Origin of the sequence: Glycomyces terrestris (assembly GCF_003933745.1) — a bacterium.
Classification (GTDB): Bacteria; Actinomycetota; Actinomycetes; order Mycobacteriales; family Micromonosporaceae; genus Glycomyces; species Glycomyces terrestris.
Map to the genome: position 1 here is coordinate 17032 of NZ_RSEB01000007.1, position 18162 is coordinate 35193.

Annotated in this window: 14 protein-coding genes; 4 read left to right on the forward strand and 10 right to left on the reverse strand. The window is 71.6% G+C overall.

What is annotated here, in order from left to right:
• The first annotated feature begins 392 nt into the window (after positions 1–392).
• Positions 393–1238 (forward strand): siderophore-interacting protein, encoded by an 846-nt coding sequence (locus EIW28_RS21395; protein ID WP_125249756.1) that lies wholly within the window; start codon positions 393–395, stop codon positions 1236–1238.
• 235 nt (positions 1239–1473) lie between these two features.
• On the opposite strand, the gene EIW28_RS21400 is transcribed toward EIW28_RS21395, so the two are convergent.
• The 4 genes from EIW28_RS21400 to EIW28_RS21415 all read right to left on the reverse strand — a co-directional run bounded on the left by EIW28_RS21400 (position 1474) and on the right by EIW28_RS21415 (position 6127).
• The gene (locus tag EIW28_RS21400; RefSeq protein WP_125249757.1) at positions 1474–2571 is read right to left on the reverse strand and encodes an LCP family protein; all 1098 of its coding nucleotides are present in this window, start codon (positions 2569–2571) and stop codon (positions 1474–1476) included.
• A 103-nt stretch (positions 2572–2674) separates the two neighbouring features.
• Positions 2675–3790, reverse strand: coding sequence for an LCP family protein (locus EIW28_RS21405; RefSeq protein WP_125249758.1), 1116 nt, complete (start codon positions 3788–3790; stop codon positions 2675–2677).
• A 76-nt stretch (positions 3791–3866) separates the two neighbouring features.
• On the reverse strand, positions 3867–5003 hold the full coding sequence (locus EIW28_RS21410; protein ID WP_125249759.1) for an LCP family protein: 1137 nt from the start codon (positions 5001–5003) through the stop codon (positions 3867–3869).
• Between the two features lie 179 nt (positions 5004–5182).
• Positions 5183–6127 (reverse strand): hypothetical protein, encoded by a 945-nt coding sequence (locus EIW28_RS21415; protein WP_125249760.1) that lies wholly within the window; start codon positions 6125–6127, stop codon positions 5183–5185.
• Positions 6128–6289: 162 nt separating this feature from the next.
• Here EIW28_RS21415 and EIW28_RS21420 point away from each other — a divergent pair, with 162 nt between their 5' ends.
• Positions 6290–7852, forward strand: a complete 1563-nt coding sequence (locus EIW28_RS21420) for a GGDEF domain-containing protein (RefSeq protein WP_125249761.1) — start codon at positions 6290–6292, stop codon at positions 7850–7852.
• Here the strand turns inward: EIW28_RS21420 and EIW28_RS21425 are convergent.
• Entirely contained in the window at positions 7834–8778 is a 945-nt protein-coding gene (locus EIW28_RS21425) for an endo alpha-1,4 polygalactosaminidase (RefSeq protein WP_125249762.1), read from the reverse strand. The two genes, EIW28_RS21420 and EIW28_RS21425, sit on opposite strands and share 19 nt — an antisense overlap.
• Positions 8779–8911: 133 nt before the next feature.
• Positions 8912–9739: a P1 family peptidase gene (locus EIW28_RS21430; protein ID WP_125249763.1), complete on the reverse strand. Its 828-nt coding sequence runs from the start codon at positions 9737–9739 to the stop codon at positions 8912–8914.
• Between the two features lie 325 nt (positions 9740–10064).
• Between EIW28_RS21430 and EIW28_RS21435 the strand changes: the two genes are divergently transcribed.
• Positions 10065–10283: a hypothetical protein gene (locus tag EIW28_RS21435; protein ID WP_125249764.1), complete on the forward strand. Its 219-nt coding sequence runs from the start codon at positions 10065–10067 to the stop codon at positions 10281–10283.
• Between the two features lie 161 nt (positions 10284–10444).
• Here EIW28_RS21435 and EIW28_RS21440 read toward each other — a convergent pair whose 3' ends face one another.
• From EIW28_RS21440 to EIW28_RS21450, 3 genes are all read right to left on the reverse strand, one after another.
• A complete protein-coding gene (locus tag EIW28_RS21440) occupies positions 10445–11659 on the reverse strand; it encodes an LPXTG cell wall anchor domain-containing protein (RefSeq protein ID WP_125249765.1) in 1215 nt (404 codons plus the stop codon).
• 173 nt (positions 11660–11832) lie between these two features.
• On the reverse strand, positions 11833–13404 hold the full coding sequence (locus tag EIW28_RS21445) for an LPXTG cell wall anchor domain-containing protein (protein WP_125249766.1): 1572 nt from the start codon (positions 13402–13404) through the stop codon (positions 11833–11835).
• A 195-nt stretch (positions 13405–13599) separates the two neighbouring features.
• A complete protein-coding gene (locus tag EIW28_RS21450; RefSeq protein WP_197717412.1) occupies positions 13600–14874 on the reverse strand; it encodes a serine hydroxymethyltransferase in 1275 nt (424 codons plus the stop codon).
• A gap of 189 nt (positions 14875–15063) precedes the next feature.
• On the opposite strand from EIW28_RS21450, the gene EIW28_RS21455 reads away from it, so the two are divergent.
• Entirely contained in the window at positions 15064–16323 is a 1260-nt protein-coding gene (locus EIW28_RS21455) for a hypothetical protein (protein WP_125249768.1), read from the forward strand.
• Between the two features lie 104 nt (positions 16324–16427).
• Here EIW28_RS21455 and EIW28_RS21460 read toward each other — a convergent pair whose 3' ends face one another.
• Positions 16428–17924, reverse strand: a complete 1497-nt coding sequence (locus EIW28_RS21460; protein WP_125249769.1) for a glutamate--cysteine ligase — start codon at positions 17922–17924, stop codon at positions 16428–16430.
• Positions 17925–18162: the final 238 nt, after the last annotated feature.

Genomic DNA, 18162 nt, shown 5'->3' on the forward strand with positions numbered 1-18162 from the left:
AACTTCAGGGGGCGGCCCCCGAGGTATCCCACATTCACCGCCAGTCCTTCCAGACCAGCACCACCTCCCTCCTCCTCCACCACCACCAGGAGAAAGGTGTTTTTGCTACCAACAATCACAGGTCCCACCAGATCTGTACAGGAGAAGTTTCGGGCCTGTGGATAACTTTTGTCCTTGCTGGTGGTGGGGGTTTTGGGGTGGACGATGCGACGAAAGGCGGCTCAGCGGGTTGAATTCGGGCGGCTCGGGGTAGGCGGGGTGGTGGGGCGGCGAGGTACAACTAGAGGGGTGATGGTTAGGCGAGCCTAACCGCTTTTTCTTGACGAGGCCGACCTTGCGGCTCGACGGCTTCGCCGAGTGGACCTGTGAGCCGCTTGACTGAAGGAGCCCGCATGGCTGAGCGCCGTGAACGCAGGAGCCCGCAGCTGACGACCGCCGAAGTGGTGCGGACCGAGCAGGTCACGCCGCACATGATCCGCGTGGTGCTCGGCGGGGAGGGCCTCGCGGACTTCGCGTGCGGCGACTTCACCGACCACTACCTGAAGCTCCAGTTCCCGGTCCCCGGCGTCGAGTATCCCGAGCCGTTCGACCTCGCGAGGATCCGCGAGGAGTACCCGCGCGAGCAGTGGCCCGTGACCCGCACCTACACCGTGCGCCGCTGGGACCCCGCCGCGCGCGAGCTCTGGATCGACTTCGTCTACCACGGCGACGAGGGCGTCGCCGGCCCCTGGGCCGCCAGCGCGCGGCCCGGGTCACTGCTGCGGTTCGCCGGGCCCGGCGGCGGGTACGCGCCCGGTCCCGAGGCCGACTGGCACCTGCTCGCGGGTGACGAGAGCGCGCTGCCGGCGATCGCGTCGGCGGTGGAGCGGCTCTCGCCCGGCGCGCGGGCCTACGTGTTCCTCGAAGTCGAAGGGCCCGAAGAGGAGCAGCAGCTCAAGTCCGCCGGCGACGTCACCGTCTCCTGGCTCCATCGGGGCGGGGAGCGGGTCGGGAGCCGGCTCGTGGACGCCGTGCGGGACTTGGAGTTCCCGTCGCCGAACGTGCAGGCGTTCGTGCACGGCGAGGCCGGGTTCGTGCGGGAGATCCGCCGCTACCTGCGGTTCGAGCGGGAGGTCCCGCGCGAGCGGCTCTCGATCTCCGGGTACTGGCGGGTCGGGCACAACGAGGACGGCTGGCAGTCCTCCAAGCGCGAGTGGAACGCCGTCGACGAGGCCGAGGAGGCCCGCGCCGCCCACTAGCCGGCGCCCCCTGCCGCGCACTGGTCCGCTCGACGCAAGCACTCCTAGTCGGTGCGGCACCGCTTGCCAAGCACTCCTAGCCGGTGCGGCGGCGACCAGCTCGCCCAGCACTCCTAGCGGGTGCTGCACAGCTCGCCCAGTGCTCCTGGCCGGTGCGGCCGTGTCCGGCAGCTCCTCCTCGCGGGCGGACGCTCTACGGGCGCAACCGGTCTCGGGAGAGGCCGAGCCCTCGCCGCTAGTCCCCGGTCGTCGCCGCGTCGTCGGTCGCCGCGCCCGGGTCGACCGTGCTCGTCTTGACCCACTGCGGGTTCGCGGCCATCCACTCGGCCATCGTGTCGTTCTGGAGCGCCGCCCACAGCGACTCCGCCGCCTCGGCCTCGGCGCCCTCGTGGATGAGCTCGATGTCGCCCCACTCGGTGCCCTGCTCGGAGCTCGCCGGGACGCGGACCGTCGTCATCGCGTTCGGGTCGATGTCGCGCAGGCTCAGCGCCAGGTCCGTCACCGTCAGGCCCGCCGGGAGGTCCAGGGTCACCTTGTCGCCGAAGCCCTCCAGGAGGTCGGTGAGCTTCGCGGGGTCCTGGAGGAAGCCCTGCTCCTTCGCCTTCTCCAGCAGCGACTTGATCGCCTGCTGCTGGAAGTTCTGCCGCGCGTAGTCGCCGTACAGGTCCAGCTCGTAGTCGATCTCGTCGTAGAACTGGTAGCGCTGGCGCACCAGGTCGAGCGCCGCCTCCTGCTCGTACTCGTGGCAGCCCTCTTCGAAGACGCGGTCGGTGTGGTGGGACTGGAACTCCTTCCAGGTGCACACCTCGATCGAGCCGACGAGGTCGACCATCTCCACGAAGCCGTTGAAGTCCGCGGTCGCCCCGAGGTGGAAGTCGAGGCCGGTGAGCTCGTGGACGGTGGCGACGACGTTCGCGCGGGTCTCGTCCCAGTCGTCGGAGATCGACGCGGCGTGGTTGAGCTTGTTCTGGCACGGGTTGTTGGAGAAGCCCGGCCCGCAGTCGGGGATGTCCACGAGGAGGTCGCGCGGGAGCGACACCATGGTCGCCTCGGTGAGCTCCTTGTTGACGTGCACCACGATCATCGTGTCGGACCGCACCGAACCACCCTGCTTGTCGGTGCCGAGGACCAGGATGTTCAGGGGCCCTTCGAGGTTGCTCACGTCGACCTCGGCCTGGTAGTCGTCGAGGATGTTCTCCTGCTCGATCGTGTTGTTCGCGCGCTCCAGCGCGTACTGCGCGAACCCGGCGGTCGCGCCGGCCACGACGAGGGTCACCCCGCCGGCGTACATCATGAAATGGGCCCACCAGGGCGCGCCGCTCTTGCCGGCCATGCGTCTCCAAAGGCTCGGGGTCAGTCCCGTGGAAGACGCTCCGGAACGCCGCAGGGGTTGCCCGGCGCGGAGCCCGGCAACCCCTGGAGCGGCTGCGTGACGGTCAGTCGGTGGTCGCCTCCGTGGAGGCGTCCTCCCCGGCGGGCTCCTCGGTCGTGGCGCCGGTGTTGCTGCCGGTCTGCTTGACCCACTCGGGGTACTGGGCGATCCACTCGGTCATGGTGTCCTCCTGGAGCGCCCGCCACAGCGCGTCGGCCGCGATCTGCTGCTCGCCCTCGGCGATGACCTCGGAGGAGCCGACGTCGGTCTCCTGGGACGTGGCCGGGACGCGGATCGAGGTGATGTCCTCGGGGTTGAGGTCGCGCAGGTTCAGGGCCAGGTCGATCGCGGTGAGGCCGTCGGGGAGGTCGAGGGTGAGCTTGCCCTCCAGGCCCTCGAGGACCTCGTTGAGGCGCGTCGGGTCCGTGGCGTAGCCGTCGGCCTTGAGCTCCTTGATGAGCGCCTTGATGGCCTGCTGCTGCATGGCCTGGCGGCCGTAGTCGCCCCACAGGCCCTTCTCGTAGTCCTCGGGCTCGTCCCACGGGTAGCGCTGCCGGATGAGGTCGAGGGCCTCCTCCTTGTTGTAGTAGTTGCAGCCCTCGGGGAATGTGCGGTTCTCGCCGTGGATCGAGGTGATCTCGTGCCAGGGGCACAGCTCGATCTCGCCGACGAGGTCGACCAGGTCCATGAAGCCGTTGAAGTCGACGGTCGCGCCGATGTGGAACTCGACGCCGGTGAGGTTGTAGATCGTGTCCACGACGTTCGCGCGGGTGACGTCCCAGTCGTCGGAGATCGACGCGGCGTGGTTGAGCTTCTGCATGCAGGTGTTGTTGCCCCAGTCGGGGCCGCAGTCGGGGATCTCCACGTACAGGTCGCGGGGCAGCGACACCATCGAGACCTCGGTGAGCTCCTTGTTGATGTGCACCATGATCATGGTGTCGGAGCGGGTGGAGTCGCCCTGTTTGTCGATGCCGAGCACGAGGATGTTCAGGGGGCCCTCGATGTTCTCGACGTCCATCTCGCCCCGGTTGTTGATGATGTCCTCTTGCTCGATGGTGTTGTTCGCCGTGTGGAGGGCGTACTGGGCGATCCCCGCTGTCGTGCCGGCGACGACCATCGTCACGCCGCCGGCGTACATCATCAGGTGGGCCCACCAGGGCGCGCCGCTCTTCACTGCCATGCTTCTCCCAGGGTCGGGTGAGCCTACTGCCGTATAACGCTTCGGTAACGCCCCCCGGTTGCGCTCCGGGACCAGGCTAATCGGCGGTCTCCGTCACGGCGTCGCTAGGGGCGCCGGTCGTGGCGGGCGACGTGGTCGCGCAGTCGGGGGCGGAGTCGCCGCTCAACCAGTCAGGATACTCGCACGCCCACTGCTCGACCGTGTCGTTCGCGATCGCCTCCCACAGGGCGTCGGCCGCGACCTGCTCGTCGGTGCCCTCGTGGATGAGGACGTACGAGGTCCCGTTGATGCTCCCCTCCGAGGAGGGCGTGCCGATCGAGATGATCTCGTTCGGGTCGACGTCGCGCATCTGCGTGATCATGTCGACCAGGTTGTAGCCGCCGACGTCGACGGTGAGCGCGTCGCCGAACGAGTTGAGCAGCTCCACGGCCTTCGCCGGGTTCGTCGCGTAGCCCTGCTCCTTGGCCCGCTCCAGGATCTTCTTGATCGCCTGCTGCTGCATCTTCTGGCGCCCGAAGTCCCCCCAGGTGCCGTTCGCGTAGTCCTCCTCGGAGTCCCACCCGTACCGCTGGCGCACCAGGTCGAGCGCGTCCTTCTTGTCGTACTCGGCGCAGCCCTCGGGGAACGTCTTGTCCGTGTGGATCGAGGTGATCTCGTGCCAGGGGCACAGCTCGATCGTGCCCAGCTCGTCGACCATGTCGAGGAAGCCCTCGAAGTTCGCGATCGCGCCGCCGTCGAACTGGATGCCCGTCAGGTTCGTGATCGTCTCCGCCGTGTTCTGGAACGACTCGCCCCAGTCCTCGGAGTACGCGAACGCCTCGGTCAGCTTCGTCTCCTCCGCCGGGACCCCCGAGGGGATCTCCACCAGCAGGTCGCGCGGCAGCGAGATCATCGAGACCTGCGTCAGGTCCTTGTTGATGTGCACGATGATGTCGGCGTCGGTGCGGGCCTCGCCGCCCGCGTCCACCCGCTCGTCGGTGCCGAGGACGAGGAAGTTCAGCGGCCCCTCGATCGGGGCGCCCTCCTCGGTCTCGACCCGCTGGTCGCCCAGCAGGTCCTCCTGGTTCACCGAGTTGTTCACGAGGTTGAGGCTCACCTGGGCCGCGATCGCGCCGCCGCCGGCCACGACCATCACCATCGAGCCGCCGATGACCATCGCCTTCGCCCACCACGGCGAGGTCGCCTTGGCAGCGTGCCTGATCGGGTCGCCCATGAGCCTTCTCCCGGGAACTACAGGTGGGGTGTCGCGGCGCGGCTGGGGGAGGCCGTCCGCCTCGCGGTGAACACGCGTCGTCCACCAGCGGGGTTGCGTTCACCAGACAGTAGTTCATGTTCATCCGGTAACCGCTTCGCATACCATGCCGTCCGGCTCCCGGTCCGGACGAAAACGGATTACAAGACCGAATACAGTATGACGCTTGCCACAGCCGCCGCGAAGGCGAACGCGGCACCGAGCTTCGGCCCGCTCCACGGGCGCCCGCACACCACCCGGCCGGTCTCCCCGTGCACCGCCACCATCCGCCGCCCGCCCCGGTGCGGGTACGACGCCAGCCACACCGGCAGCAGCACCAGCCGGTACCCCAGGCCCGAGAACGCCGTCTCGATCACCGGCACGTGCTGCGCGTCCCCGCCCACCCGGGACCGCACCTCCCGCTCGATCCCGGCCGCCATCCGCGCCTTCGCCAGCTCCAGCCCGACCTCCGGCTCCAGGTCGTACCGCTGCACCCAGCAGCCCTCCAGCAGCGACGCGTCGAACGGCACCGCATCGCCGAGCGTCCAGTCCCGCATCAGGTCCGCGAGCATCCGCGCCTCCACCCGCACCGTCGCCGGGATCGCCACGTCCGCGAACACCAGGTCTACCGACCCCGCCGCCGGACGCCACCGCACGCCCCGCACCCGGCTCCCGCGCGCCCCCGCCCGGCCCGCCCGCGACCAGTAGAAGTCCCCGCGCGCCGCCCGGTACCGCGACCGCGTCCACGCCCCCCACACCCAGTGCGGCAGGTACGCCGCCCGGAAGGACTCCGACTCGTCCACCCGCCGGAACGCCCGCGGCGCGAACCACCGCCGCCGCGCCGCCTCCCGCAGCAGCCGCCGCGCCGTCGCCCGCTCCACCCGGAACGGCACCATCGCGTCCGGCACCACGATCGCCTCCGGCGTGTCGTCCGCGTACCGCCCGGTCGCCTTGGGCGGCAGCGCCGCCCAGTCCGGGTCGACCAGGCGCCGGGCCGCGGGCCGCCCGTGCAGCGACGTCCCGCAGGAGCCGCAGGCCACGACGGTCGCACCGGCGGCCACCGGCAGCGGCTCGCCGCACGCGACGCACGGACACACAGGGAGCAAAGCCCACCATCCTTCCATTTCGGGCACTGCCCCAACTCTAGGGGCCCGAACGCCCCGAGGGGGGAGAACGCTTCGCGCCCATGCCCTTCCGAGGTCGCATCGGACGGCGCCCCGCACCTGCGGCACTGGATATATCGGCGCGGCGGTGGCAGGATAGAGCGCGTGACGCCACGGAGGGAGCTCACGTCAGCGCGTGATTATGCCGACCAGTACCGGCGTCTGCGCGGACTCATGCGGTCCGGCCAGGTGGCCGAGGCCGTCAGCGAGGCGACCTGGATCGTCTACAACTCCGAGACCGCCCAGCAGCGGGCCCAGGCGTGGCTGTTCATCCTCCAGGGCCAGATCAGCCAGCGCGCGATCGACAAGATCCCGAACACGATCGACCAGGCCGGCACCGCCGTCGCCCGGTGCCGGGACCCGCGCCTGGACGGGAAGTACCACGCGCTCGCGGCCTGGTACTACCACCACCACATCAAGTCCCTCGACTTCACCGCGCAGCGCCTGGTGCTGTCGTCCCGGGCGCTGCGGTCGATGACGGAGGCGAGCCAGGCCGCGGTGGACGCCTGGTACGACCTGGCGGTGATCCTCTCGAACTGCGGGTACCAGCAGCAGGCGGCGGGGGCGCTGGACCAGTGCCACATGCTCGCCGAGCGCGCCGGCGTGACGAGGTCCTCTGTGGAGGGCGTGGAGATCCGGGTGCGGGACGCGCTGCTGCGGTACTACACGGGCGATCCGCGGGCGTGCACGGGCCTGCTGCGGCAGGAGCTGCGGCGGGTGAAGCCGAACCTGCACGACCTGGACACGCGGGAGCTGGAGTGGGTGCACTACGCGCTGGCCCGGTTGAGCCTCCTGGGGTTCAGCGAGCAGTGGTCGGTAGAGCACCTGCTGCCGGAGGAGACGTCGTCGGTGGAGGCGCTGGACCTGCGGACGATGGCGCGGGCGTCGCGGCTGATCGCGCAGGCGCGGGGGCTGGAGGCCCTGGAGGTGCTGGAGGCGCGGGAGATCGGGGACGAGACGCTGGGGGTGATGGAGCCGCAGCACCTGCGGTCGCTGGCGCTGGTGGCGAAGGGCGACCACGCGGCGTCGATCCTGGCGGCGCACGCGACGACGTACGCGCTGTACAAGCAGATCAACGAGTTCCACACGATCTACCTGGCGTCGGCGGCGGCGCTGGTGGACCACGACCAGCTGCGGCGGGCGGCGGCGGGGTGGGCCGACCGGGCGAACACGGACGAGTTGACGGGGCTGCCGAACCGGCGGCGCCTGGACGCGTTCCTCGCGGAGGTCGAGGGGGACGGGATGATCGCGGTGCTGGACCTGGACGGGTTCAAGGCGGTGAACGACACGCACGGGCACCAGGCGGGGGACGCGATCCTACAGCGGTTGGCGGCGCTCCTGTCGAGCGTGGTGCGGTCGGGGGACCTGTTGGCGCGCACCGGGGGCGACGAGTTCATCATGGTGCTGCCGGGGGCGACGGAGTACGACGCGGACGCGGTGTCGGAGCGGATCCGGATCGCGGTTGCGGCGGAGAACTGGGAGTACTCGGTGCCGGGGACGCCGGTGGACGTGTCGATCGGGTGGGCGCGGCTGGCGTCGGGCGGGAACCCGGCGCAGACGCTGTGGGCCGCGGATCAGGCGATGTACCAGATGAAGCGGTCGCGGAAGGGACTTTTAACGCCTGACGGGGTCGAGGACTTCGGCGCGGTCTACTGGCAGGGTTCGTAGACGGTGTCGAGGTCGACGCCGGCGACGGCGCCCCAGAAGCCCTCTTCGGCGTAGTGGGCGCAGGCGGCGTCGCGGTTGGCGGGGTCGGCGGCGTAGTCGACGGCGAGGATGCGCTTGCCGGCGTCGTGGATGGCGCGGGTGTTGTCGAGGTTCTCGGCGCACCAGTCCTCGTCGCAGGGGGTGTCGGGGTTGAGGAACCAGAGTTCTTCGATGCCGATGCCGTCGATGGCGTCGAGGTAGCCGTCCTGGTGGACGAGTTCGGGGGAGTTCTGGGGGAGGATCGCGAACGGCCGGTCGGCGCCGTACTCGGCTGTGTATTCATCCGCGGCGATGACGAGGTCGGCCATCTTGCGGGCGAGGGTGTCGCGGGTCTCGCCGGGGACGAGGGCGAGGTCGATCTCCTCGTAGGCGTTGGGGACGTCGAGGTAGACGCCGTCGAAGCCGGCGCTGATGGCCTGGTCGAGGCGGGGCTGCATGACGAGGTCCCACCAGTCGGGCTCCCAGTACCTGACGAAGTGCTCGTCGGGCCAGTCGTCCCACCGGTTGAGGACGAGGCCGGCGTCCGAGGCGGTGACGGCGTCGTATTCGGGGCGGTAGGTCTCGATGGAGCCCATGGAGAAGTAGGCGTAGACGGTCTTGCCGGCGTCGTGGAGGGCGGCGATCTCGGCGGCGGTCCAGTAGCCGTCGCCGCCGTCGCGGGCGAGGTCGATGACGGCGGTGGTCTGGGGTGCGGCGGCGACGGCGTCGAGGGCGTCGTCCTCGTAGCCGCTGAGCTGGTAGAGCCAGCCGTCGGGGGCGGCGGGGGCCTCGGTGGCGGCGTCGGTGCCGGCGTTGGTGCCGGCGTCGGGCTCGTCGGCGTCGGCCTGGGTGCAGCCGGCGAGGAGGAGGAGCGGGGCTGCGAGGGCGGCGCCGATGCGTCGGGTCATGCCGTGGAGCCTAACGCGGTCCGTCCATGGCGAGCGCGGGTCGCGGCCGCGGCGGGCGCGGCTCGGGGGCCGGTGGGCGGCGTCGGTCTCGCGGGGCCCGGTGTCCGTGTCGCGGTTGTGCGCCGCGCGCGGTTCAGGCGCCGGAGCTGATGGCCTCGGCGACGGCTTCGACGGCGAGGGCGCGCACGACGTCGACGTTCGCGGGGACGGCGCCGGTGGCGGCGGCGATGAACGCGTCGCCGTCCATGCGGGTGTGGATGACCGGGCTGACGGCCTTGGCGAGGCCGTCGTGGGCGCCTTGGGAGACGAGCGCGCACTCGACCTTGTCGAGGCGGGCGTTGGTGACGACGACGCCGATGGTGGTGTTGCGTCCGAAGGTCCCGCTCGCGAACCCCTCGGGGCGCAGGAGGCCGCGGTCGAGGGGGCCGGGTTCGCCGAAGGCGTTGACGGCGGCGAGGGCGGCGACGACGACGGGTCCGGCGCTGACGGTGGCGGTGCGCAGGCCCGAGGGGAGGGTGACGCCGCGCCACTGGCCGACGGTGGCGCCGCGGCCGGCGCCGATGGGGCCGTCGAGCGCGGGTTCGAAGGGGGCCATGGCGGCGTCGCAGGCCTCGTAGCCCTGGGCGGCGGCGGGGGCGGTCCCGGTGCCGTCGAGGTCGTAGAGGCCGAGGGCGGGGACGATCGGGACGGTGCCGCCGGGGGTGGCGACGCCGCGGCCGCGCTCGGCGAGCCACTGCATGACGCCGTCGGCGGCGGCGAGGCCGAACGCGGAGCCGCCGGTGAGGAGGACGGCGTCGATGCCGGCGTTCGAGCGGAGGGGGTCGAGGAGCTCGATCTCGCGGCTGGCGGGGGCGCCGCCGCGGACTTCGCCGGAGGCGAGGACGGCCTCCTCGAACAGCAGCACCGTGCAGCCGGTGTGCTCGCCGGTCCAGTGGCCGACGCGAACTCCCAAGTCCCGCATCCGGACAGCGTACCGCCACGGGGCCCTTGGACGCCTCCCGAATTCGATGACCGAACGGTAACTCAGTTCTTTGTAGACAGTGTCGCGGGACACCTGTGACCCACGCGAAATCCCTGGATTTCCTCGTCGGACGGGCTTAACATTGACGCAGAGGCCCGGAAGCAGCGGAGCCGGAACGGTGAACCCGAACCGCTCCTGCAAGCGGTCTCCCGAAGCGGTCCAAGGCGACCGCGACGGCTCCCCGCCGTCGACAATGGCGTCATCGACGAGCGGCCAATCCCCCTTCATCAACAATCCGGCGCACCCCGCCGGGAAGGAAACCATCATGTACGAGTTCGTAGGTGCTTACCTCGCAGTCGACGCCGCCAACACCGTTGCCACCTCGGCCCTGCCGAACGCCCCGGTCGTTGACGACGGGCGGGCCGACAAGCCGTATGCCTTCGGCGTCACCCGCCCCGAGAAGGTCCGCCTCTCGACCGCCGGCGTCCTGCGCCGCGTGGCCGACCGCGTCGAGGGCCGCGCCCTCGCCGGCCTGGCCCGCTAGGTCCGAGCGGCGAGCGCGCCCACAAGGCGCCGCGCCCAGACTGCAACACTCAACCCGCTGAACGCGCCGAAGGCCCTCCAGGGCCCGGCGCGTTTCGCACGCCCGGACACGGGTGCGGGCCCCGGCCGCCACGGCCGGGGCCCGTTTCGCCGCGCCCGGCCCTAGCCGCGGACCCTGCGCCGCGCCAGCGCGAGCAGGGCCGCGCCGGCCAGGACGGCGGCCGCTGCGGCGGCGAGGCCGGCGGCCGTCTCGTTCCCGGTGGCCGGGAGCTTCGGGGGCGCGGTCGCGTCGGCGTCGACCTCCACGTCGAACACGGCGGTGTTGTCGCCGAGGTCGGCGTCGAGGAGCGGCGGGACGCCGCCGTCGCGGACCGCGTCGATCTCGACCAGGCCGCCCGCGGTCGCCTCGGCGTCGGCGATGCGGACCGTGAGGCCGAGCGGCAGCTCCGCCCCGGCTTCGACGCTCAAGGTGAAGCAGGCGAAGTCGAACCGGTCGAGCGCGGTCCCCTCGGCCGCCGCCCGGTCGTATTCGGCCTCGAGATCGGCGGGGTCGAGGCACTCCCATGCCGAATCCGGGTCGAACGACACGAGTTCGAGGCCCGCGGGCAGCTGCCCGCGCAGCGTGTACGAGCCGGGCTCCATGTTCTGGAAGAGGGCGCCGGCCGGGCCCGCGTTGGACGCCTCGACGGCGGTCTCGACGGTGTCGCCCGCACCGCCGGCGACCGGGACGTCGGCGACCGCGAGGTCGTACGGGTGCTCGGTCGTCTCGATGGTGATGTCCCCGCCGAACTCCGGGTCCGAGGCGCCTGGGCCGTCCCAGGTGTCGGCGGTGGTGAGGCCGAGGAGGTTCGGCGAGTCCGGGTCCCACCACGGGACGCCGTAGAGGTCCAGCTCGTCGGCGCTCACCGCCTGCACGGTGTAGGCGCACGCGCAGACCTCGAAGGGGCCCGGCGCGTCCGGGTCGACGGTGTAGGTCGCCGGCCCGGTGAACGTGAAGACCTCCCCGGGGAGGTCCTCGAACTCGGTGAAGAAGCAGGCGCGGCCGCGCGGGTCGTCGAAGAACGAGGAGCCGGTGAAGCAGTTGTCGTAGGGCGCGTCGACTTCGAGGCCGTCGACCGTCTGCCCGTTGCGGGCGGGGCCGCCGAACTGGACCAGGATCGCGCCGGTGTCGGCGGGCAGCGCCGCGTCCTGGAGGAAGCGCGGGTTCACCTCGACCGAGCCGCCCGGGTCGACCCCGGTGAACGCCAGGTCGGCGTGGAGGTACGGCTGGTAGGGGTGCTCGTCCTGCGCCTGGGCCTGCGCCGGGGCGGCGGCGGCCGCCGCGAGCAGCGCCGCGGCCGCGGCGGCCAGACGGATCGGGATTCGGTTGGACGCCATCGGGGGCTCCCTTCGTCGGTGTCGATCCCCCCGTGTCCGAAACGTCCGGAGGCCGCTGCCGGTTGCGCGGCACCGGGGAAACGTTCGGTGCCGACCGGTGCTCCGGGGACGCGGCAGGGCGCCCGGCCTGTGGAGGCCGGGCGCCCGGTGTCCTGGTGGTTCGTCGCCTCGGGCTACTCGGCGGCGGTGGCCTTGCGGCGGCGGGTGAGGACGAACAGGACCACGCCGAGGACGAGCGCGGCGGCCGCGCCGGCCAGGATCCACGTCATGGACGAGCCGGTCTTCGGGAGCTTCCCGGAGCCGCTGCCGTCGGCGTTGAGCGTGAGGTCGGCGGTGTTGTTGGACAGGTCGCCGTCGAGGGCGCCCGGGTACTCGGTGTCGCCGAAGGCGACGAGCTGGAGCGAGCCCTTCGCGTCCGCCTTGGCGTCGGTGATCTCGACGGTCAGGTCGAGCTCGGTCTCGCTCAGGGCGGGGAACTCCGCGAAGATGCAGATGAAGTCGGCGCCTTCGACGTCCTCGATCGCGGGCGTGGTCTCGCGGAAGTACTGGTCCGCGTCGTCCTCGCAGTAGTAGGAGTCGGTGTCGTCGACGGACACGAGCTCGGTGCCCTTGGGCAGGTGGCCGACGAGGGCGTAGGAGCCGGGGCCGTCGAAGAAGCTCGGGGCCCAGGTCGACTCGGAGTTCTCGATCTTGACGGTCACGTCGACCTCGTCGCCGTTGGCGCCCTTGATGTTCTCGTCGCCGACGGCGAGGTCGTACGCGTTCGGGGTGCTGCTGATGGTGATGGCGCCCGCGTAGGGCTGGCCGAACTCGCCGGTGGCGCCGGTGGAGACGAGGCCGAGCAGGTTGTCGGAGCCCTCGTCCCAGAAGACGCCGCCGTACTCGGACTCGAAGGTCTCGGCGTCGATCGCGGCGACGGTGTAGTAGCAGCCGCAGACCTCGATCGGGCCGGGGGCGTTCTGGTTCACGAGGTACGGGACGGGCTCGCTGAGGGTGAACCCGGTGCCCGGGGCGTCCTCGAAGTCGGTGACGAGGCAGGCGACGTCGCCGTACTCGAGCTCGGTGCAGTTGTCGAACACCGCCTGCGCGAAGGCGAGGTTGTGGGGGAGGTACTCGGCTCCGGCGAGGGTGACGACCACGGCCGCGGTGTCCTCGGGGAGCGCGTCCAGCTGGTAGACGTCCGGCTTGACCGCGGCGGTGTCGCCCGGGGCCACGCCGTCGAAGTCGACGCCGCCGTGCAGGTACTGGCCGTCGTGGTCGGGGACGACGATCTCGGTGACGCCCTCCTGGACCGCGACGCTCTCGTCGTCGACCATGACGGTGAGCGTGTAGCCCCACTCGCCCGCCTGCGCCGCGTCGAGCGCCCCGTACTCGAGCTCGAAGTGCAGCGAGCCGTCGGCGTCGTGGGCGATGCACGAGAGGGTGTTGTAGGTCGCGTCCATCCCGCAGAATCCGTCGTCGGTGCTGACGCCGCCGTAGTGCATCTCCTCCTGGTTCTCCCATTCGAGGACGGCGGTGACCTTGTGGGCGTCGGGCTCGAAGTCGTCGCCGAACTCGATGTCGAGGGTCGCCGGGGAGAACCCGGCGCCGGCCTCGAGGACCTCGGGGTGGTCGAACGCGATCTCCGGTTCGGCGGGCTGGGCCTGGGCCGGGAGGGCGAACGCCCCGGCGCCGAGGGCGGCGGCCCCGAGCAGGGCGGCCAGGCGCAGAGGGGCGCGCTCGGGCCGGAAAAAGGGTGCAGACATGGCAGGGTTCCTTGACTGGTGAGAGTGGACAGTCCCTTGTGGGTTCCTCCGCGGGGACTCGATGACAGTAAGACGCCCTCGGCCGCGCACCTGATGCACTCCGGTCCGAGATTTTTCCGGAGTGTTGCGCAGTGCACACGCAGAGGGCGCCCCTCCGGTGGAGAGACGCCCTTCTTGTCCGTGTCTGTACGGGTGCTAGGCGCGCCAGCCCGGGATCGGGAACGCCTTGGTGTACTCGCGGATCTCGCCCGCGATCACCTCGAGCTCGGCGTCCTTGCCGTCCTTCGCCGCCCCCACGGCCCGGTCGATCCAGCCCGCGATCGCGTCCATGTCGCCCTCGCCCATGCCGCGGGTCGTCACCGCGGCGGTGCCCAGGCGCAGGCCCGACGGGTCGAACGGCTTGCGGGTGTCGAACGGGACCGTGTTGAAGTTCAGCTCGATGCCCGCGATGTCGAGGGCCTTCGCGGCCGGCTTGCCGCCGATGCCCTTGCTCGTCAGGTCGGCCAGGATCAGGTGGTTGTCGGTGCCGCCCGAGACCAGGTCGAAGCCGCGCTCGGCGAGCGCGGCGGCGAGCGCCTTCGCGTTCTTCACGATCTGCGCCGCGTAGTCCTTGAACGACGCCTTCGCGGCCTCGCGCAGCGCGACCGCGATCGCCGCGGTCGTGTGGTTGTGCGGGCCGCCCTGGAGGCCGGGGAACACGGCCTTGTCGATCGCCTTCGCGTGCTCCTCGTTCGCGAGGATCATCGCGCCGCGCGGGCCGCGCAGGGTCTTGTGCGTGGTGGTGGTGACGACGTCGGCGTGGCCGACCGGCGTCGGGTGCGCCCCGCCCGCCACGAGCCCGGCGATGTGCGCGATGTCGGCCATGAGGACCGCGCCCACCTCGTCGGCGATGGCCTTGAAGCCGGCGAAGTCGATCGTGCGGGGGATCGCGGTCCCGCCGCAGATGATGAGCTTCGGGCGCTCCTTGCGGGCGATCTCGGCGACCTCGTCGAGGTCGATCAGGCCGGTGTCCTTGCGGACGCCGTACCGCGGGTTGTTGAACCACTTGCCCGTCGCGGACACCGCGTGCCCGTGGGTCAGGTGCCCGCCCATGTCGAGGGCCATGCCCAGGACGGTGTCGCCCGGGTTCAGGAACGCCAGGTAGACGGCCAGGTTCGCGGGGGACCCGGAGTACGGCTGGACGTTCGCGTGGTCGGCCCCGAACAGCTCCTTGGCCCGGTCGACGGCCAGCTGCTCGATCGGGTCGATGAACTGCTGGCCCTCGTAGTAGCGCTTCCCGGCGTACCCCTCGGAGTACTTGTTGGTCAGGATCGAGCCCGTCGCCTCCATGACCGCCTGGGACACGTAGTTCTCGGACGCGATGAGGCGGATCTTCTCGGACTCGCGGCGACCCTCGGCCTCGATGAGCCGTTCGATCTCGGGGTCGGCGGCCGCGAGGTTCGCGGTGAGGGCCTCGTAGGCGTCGGACATGCAATGCTCCTCGCTGATCGGCATGATCTCGCACGGCGACCGGGCAGGTGGCCTTGATGGTCCGAGCATAGCCCGGGGCCCCGGCCCGGGGCCGGGACGTTTCCCTGCGTGTGAGACGGCCCGGGGCCTCCGCGCTCACCGGACCGGCCGTACGAGACTCCATTGCGTACACGCAGTAGCGTGCGACGTATGTCACCTAGATCCGCCGCGAAGACCGTCGGCGCCGGGTTCGCGGTCGCGGCGCTCGCCGCGCTCGCCCAGCTCGGCCTGGCCTACGGCTTCGGGCTCCTCTCCTGGGCCGACGCGGCCCCCGGCGCCGCCGACCCCGTCCTCGACTACCGCTGGAACGCCAACCTCGCGTGGGTCGCGTGGTTCTCGGCCGCGTCCGGCGTCGTCGGCGGCCTCGCCTCCGGCGCGATCGGCTCCCGGGCCTCCTCGCGCGCCACCCCCGCCACCCGCGTCGCCGCCGTCCTCGCCTCCGCCGCCGGCGCGTTCGCCGTCGGCCCCCTCGTCTCCCTCTCCGCCGAGCAGGGCGCCGGCTTCTCCCGCTTCCCCGTCGACCCGCTCATCGCCGCCGGCCTCGGCGCCGCCGTCGGGTTCGCGCTCGCGCTCATCGGCCTCTCCTCCCGGTCCGTGGCCGTCAACGTCGGCGCCTCCGCCGGCCTCGTCTGGCTCCTCGCGGTCCTCGGGGTGTTCTGGGAGGTCGGCGACCGCGTCTCCCCGGTCACCGAGCTCGCCGTGTGGGGCTCGTGGGCCGGGCCCGACACGTTCCTCGGCACCCGCGGGTTCTCCATCGCGCTCCCGTTCGTGACCGGGTCCCTCGTCATCGGCGCCGTCGTCGCCGCGTTCGCCCGCCGCGGCCACATCTCCTCCTCCGGGTACCGCATCGCCGCGGCCTCCGGCATCGCCGGGCCCCTCATCGTCACCGTCGCCCACCTCGTCGCCGGGCCTTCCCGCCTCGACAACGCCGAGTCCCTCGCCGTCATGCTCGTCGGCCCCTACGCCGCCATCGCCGGGCTCCTCGGCTCCCTCGTCGTGTGCGCCCTCCCCAAGGCCGGCGGCCAGCTCGACGACCGGCCCGAGCCGGCCGGGCCCCCCGCCGGCCTCGTCGAGTCCGCCCCCGGCTGGACCGTCCCCTCCCCGGCCTCCGCCTACGACGACGAGGAGGACACCCGCGAACTCGCCGCCGCCCCCGCCAAGCCCAAGCGCCCCACCCGCCGCGAGAAGCAGGCCGCGAAGGACGCCGAGCGCGCCGCGAAGCAGGAGGCCGCCAAGCGCGCCGAATGGGAGCCGCAGGCCGGCGACGACGACCCGAACCCCGACGTCGACTGGGTGCAGGAGCTCAAGGCCGTCGACGCCGACGAGCCGCAGGAGGCCCCCGCGCGGCGCGCCAAGAAGACCGCCGCCCGCACTCGCCGCAAACTCGGCGGCGACGCGAGCGCCGAGTAGGGGCGCGCAGAGATATTAGGAGCGCACAGAGATATAAGGAATACAGAGCGCAAGCGGCGCAAGCGAAAGCGGCCGGGCCCCGCGGGGCCCGGCCGCTCACGCGCTCACACGTCCCACTCGTGCACGGGGCGCCCGTCCGCCGCGCGGGCCGCGTAGTCCAGGACCATCGCCCGCAGCGCGTCCCGCCGCTCCAGCCGCTGCCGGTGCTCGGCCACCTGCACCCGCGCCACCTGCCAGGTCGCGCCGTTCACGCCCCGGCGGCACCGCGCCTCGATCACCCCCAGGTAGCGGTCCGCGTCCCGGCCGCTCACCCCCAGCGACGACAGCCCCTCCGCGGCCTTCGGCAGCAGCTCCTCCAGCACCAGGCGCCGCACCGGGACCAATCCCAGGCCCGGCCACTCCTGGTCGGCGTTGATGCCGTGCCGCGCCGCCGCCCGGAAGTTCGCCGCCGCCGTCGCGAACGAGAACCGCTCGCTCAGCGGCACCGGCGCGTCCGCGAAGGACGCGACCAGGCCGTAGAACAGCGCCATGTTCGCGCAGATGTCCACCGCCGTCGGCCCCGCCGCCACCACCCGGTTCTCCACGCGCACATGCGGACGGCCCCGGTGCACGTCGTACACCGGCCGGTTCCAGCGGTACACGGTCCCGTTGTGGTAGCGCAGCTCCCGCAGGGACGGCACCCCGCCGCCGGCCACGACCGCCGCGGGGTCCTCCTCGTCGCACAGCGGTAAAAGCGGCGCGAAGTGCCGGTAGTTCTCGTCGAACAGGTCGAGCACGCCGCCGATCCACCGCTCCCCGAACCACGCCCGCGGCTTCGCGCCCGCCGCCCGCTGCTGCGGCCGCCGCGTGTCCGTGCCCTGCTCGAACAGGATCACCCGCGTCTCGGCCCACAGCTGCCGCCCGAACAGGTACGGCGAGTTCGCCGCCGTCGCCACCTGCACGCCCGCGAACGCCTGCGCCGCGTTCCAGTACCGCGCGAAGTCCTCCGGCGCGACCTGGAGGTGGAACTGCACCGACGTGTTCGCCGACTCCGGCGCGATCGTCGACGACGTGAAGTCCACCGACTCCGCGCCCTCGATCTCGATCCGCAGGTCCTCGCCCCGCTGGGACATGATCTCCTCGTTGAGGATCCGGTACCGCCGCGCCCGCGACAGCGCGTCCACCCCCATGTGGTCGGTGAACAGCGTCGGCATCGTCCCGATCGGGCAGATCTGCACCCCGGCCTTCCCGGCCGCCTCCCGCACCTCCGCCAGCACCGCCGCCAGATCGCTCTCGTACCAGGACAGCCCGGCCCCGTCCAGCAGCCGCGGCGGCAGGTTCAGCTCGAGGTTGAACGCCCCCAGCTCGTGCTGGGCGCCGTACAGCGCGTCCTCCTCGCCGGAGGTGTGCAGGTGCTCCAGCACCGCGTCGTTCGCGAACGCCGGACTCCCGTCGGGCTCAAGGAGGTCCAGCTCGAGTTCGAGGCCCGTCATGGGCCGGCCGCGGTCCAGGCGCTCCTCGGAGAGCAACTGCGCGAGGGCCGCTCGTCCCGCCTGGAGTCTCGCCGAATACGCGGGGTGATCCCAGTGCTTCAAGGCAGAGCCGGTCACCTCGTCGCCCATATGTCCCTCCCCAGGAATCGAACGTCCATCAACTCTAGGACGCTTGGTCATGCGCTGGCTACCAAAGGAGAAGTTGTTTCGTCCCAAATGGTGTACGTCGCGCTCATATTAGGGAGTCGTCCGAGGAGGTGGTGTCGGGATCTTGACACAACGGGGTCCCGTCCGGCGACGCACCGTCGCCGCGCCCGCCGCCTCCGTTGCAGCCCCGGCAGTCCCGGCCCGGCGCCCCCGCCCCGAT

What these genes read in the sequence shown, in the direction of transcription:
- EIW28_RS21395 (WP_125249756.1), top strand. Translation starts at nt 393, where the DNA reads ATGGCTGAGCGCCGTGAACGCAGGAGCCCGCAGCTGACGACCGCCGAA.
- EIW28_RS21400 (WP_125249757.1), bottom strand. Translation starts at nt 2,571, where the DNA reads ATGGCCGGCAAGAGCGGCGCGCCCTGGTGGGCCCATTTCATGATGTAC.
- EIW28_RS21405 (WP_125249758.1), bottom strand. Translation starts at nt 3,790, where the DNA reads ATGGCAGTGAAGAGCGGCGCGCCCTGGTGGGCCCACCTGATGATGTAC.
- EIW28_RS21410 (WP_125249759.1), bottom strand. Translation starts at nt 5,003, where the DNA reads ATGGGCGACCCGATCAGGCACGCTGCCAAGGCGACCTCGCCGTGGTGG.
- EIW28_RS21425 (WP_125249762.1), bottom strand. Translation starts at nt 8,778, where the DNA reads ATGACCCGACGCATCGGCGCCGCCCTCGCAGCCCCGCTCCTCCTCCTC.
- EIW28_RS21430 (WP_125249763.1), bottom strand. Translation starts at nt 9,739, where the DNA reads ATGCGGGACTTGGGAGTTCGCGTCGGCCACTGGACCGGCGAGCACACC.
- EIW28_RS21435 (WP_125249764.1), top strand. Translation starts at nt 10,065, where the DNA reads ATGTACGAGTTCGTAGGTGCTTACCTCGCAGTCGACGCCGCCAACACC.
- EIW28_RS21440 (WP_125249765.1), bottom strand. Translation starts at nt 11,659, where the DNA reads ATGGCGTCCAACCGAATCCCGATCCGTCTGGCCGCCGCGGCCGCGGCG.
- EIW28_RS21445 (WP_125249766.1), bottom strand. Translation starts at nt 13,404, where the DNA reads ATGTCTGCACCCTTTTTCCGGCCCGAGCGCGCCCCTCTGCGCCTGGCC.
- EIW28_RS21450 (WP_197717412.1), bottom strand. Translation starts at nt 14,874, where the DNA reads ATGTCCGACGCCTACGAGGCCCTCACCGCGAACCTCGCGGCCGCCGAC.
- EIW28_RS21455 (WP_125249768.1), top strand. Translation starts at nt 15,064, where the DNA reads ATGTCACCTAGATCCGCCGCGAAGACCGTCGGCGCCGGGTTCGCGGTC.
- EIW28_RS21460 (WP_125249769.1), bottom strand. Translation starts at nt 17,924, where the DNA reads ATGGGCGACGAGGTGACCGGCTCTGCCTTGAAGCACTGGGATCACCCC.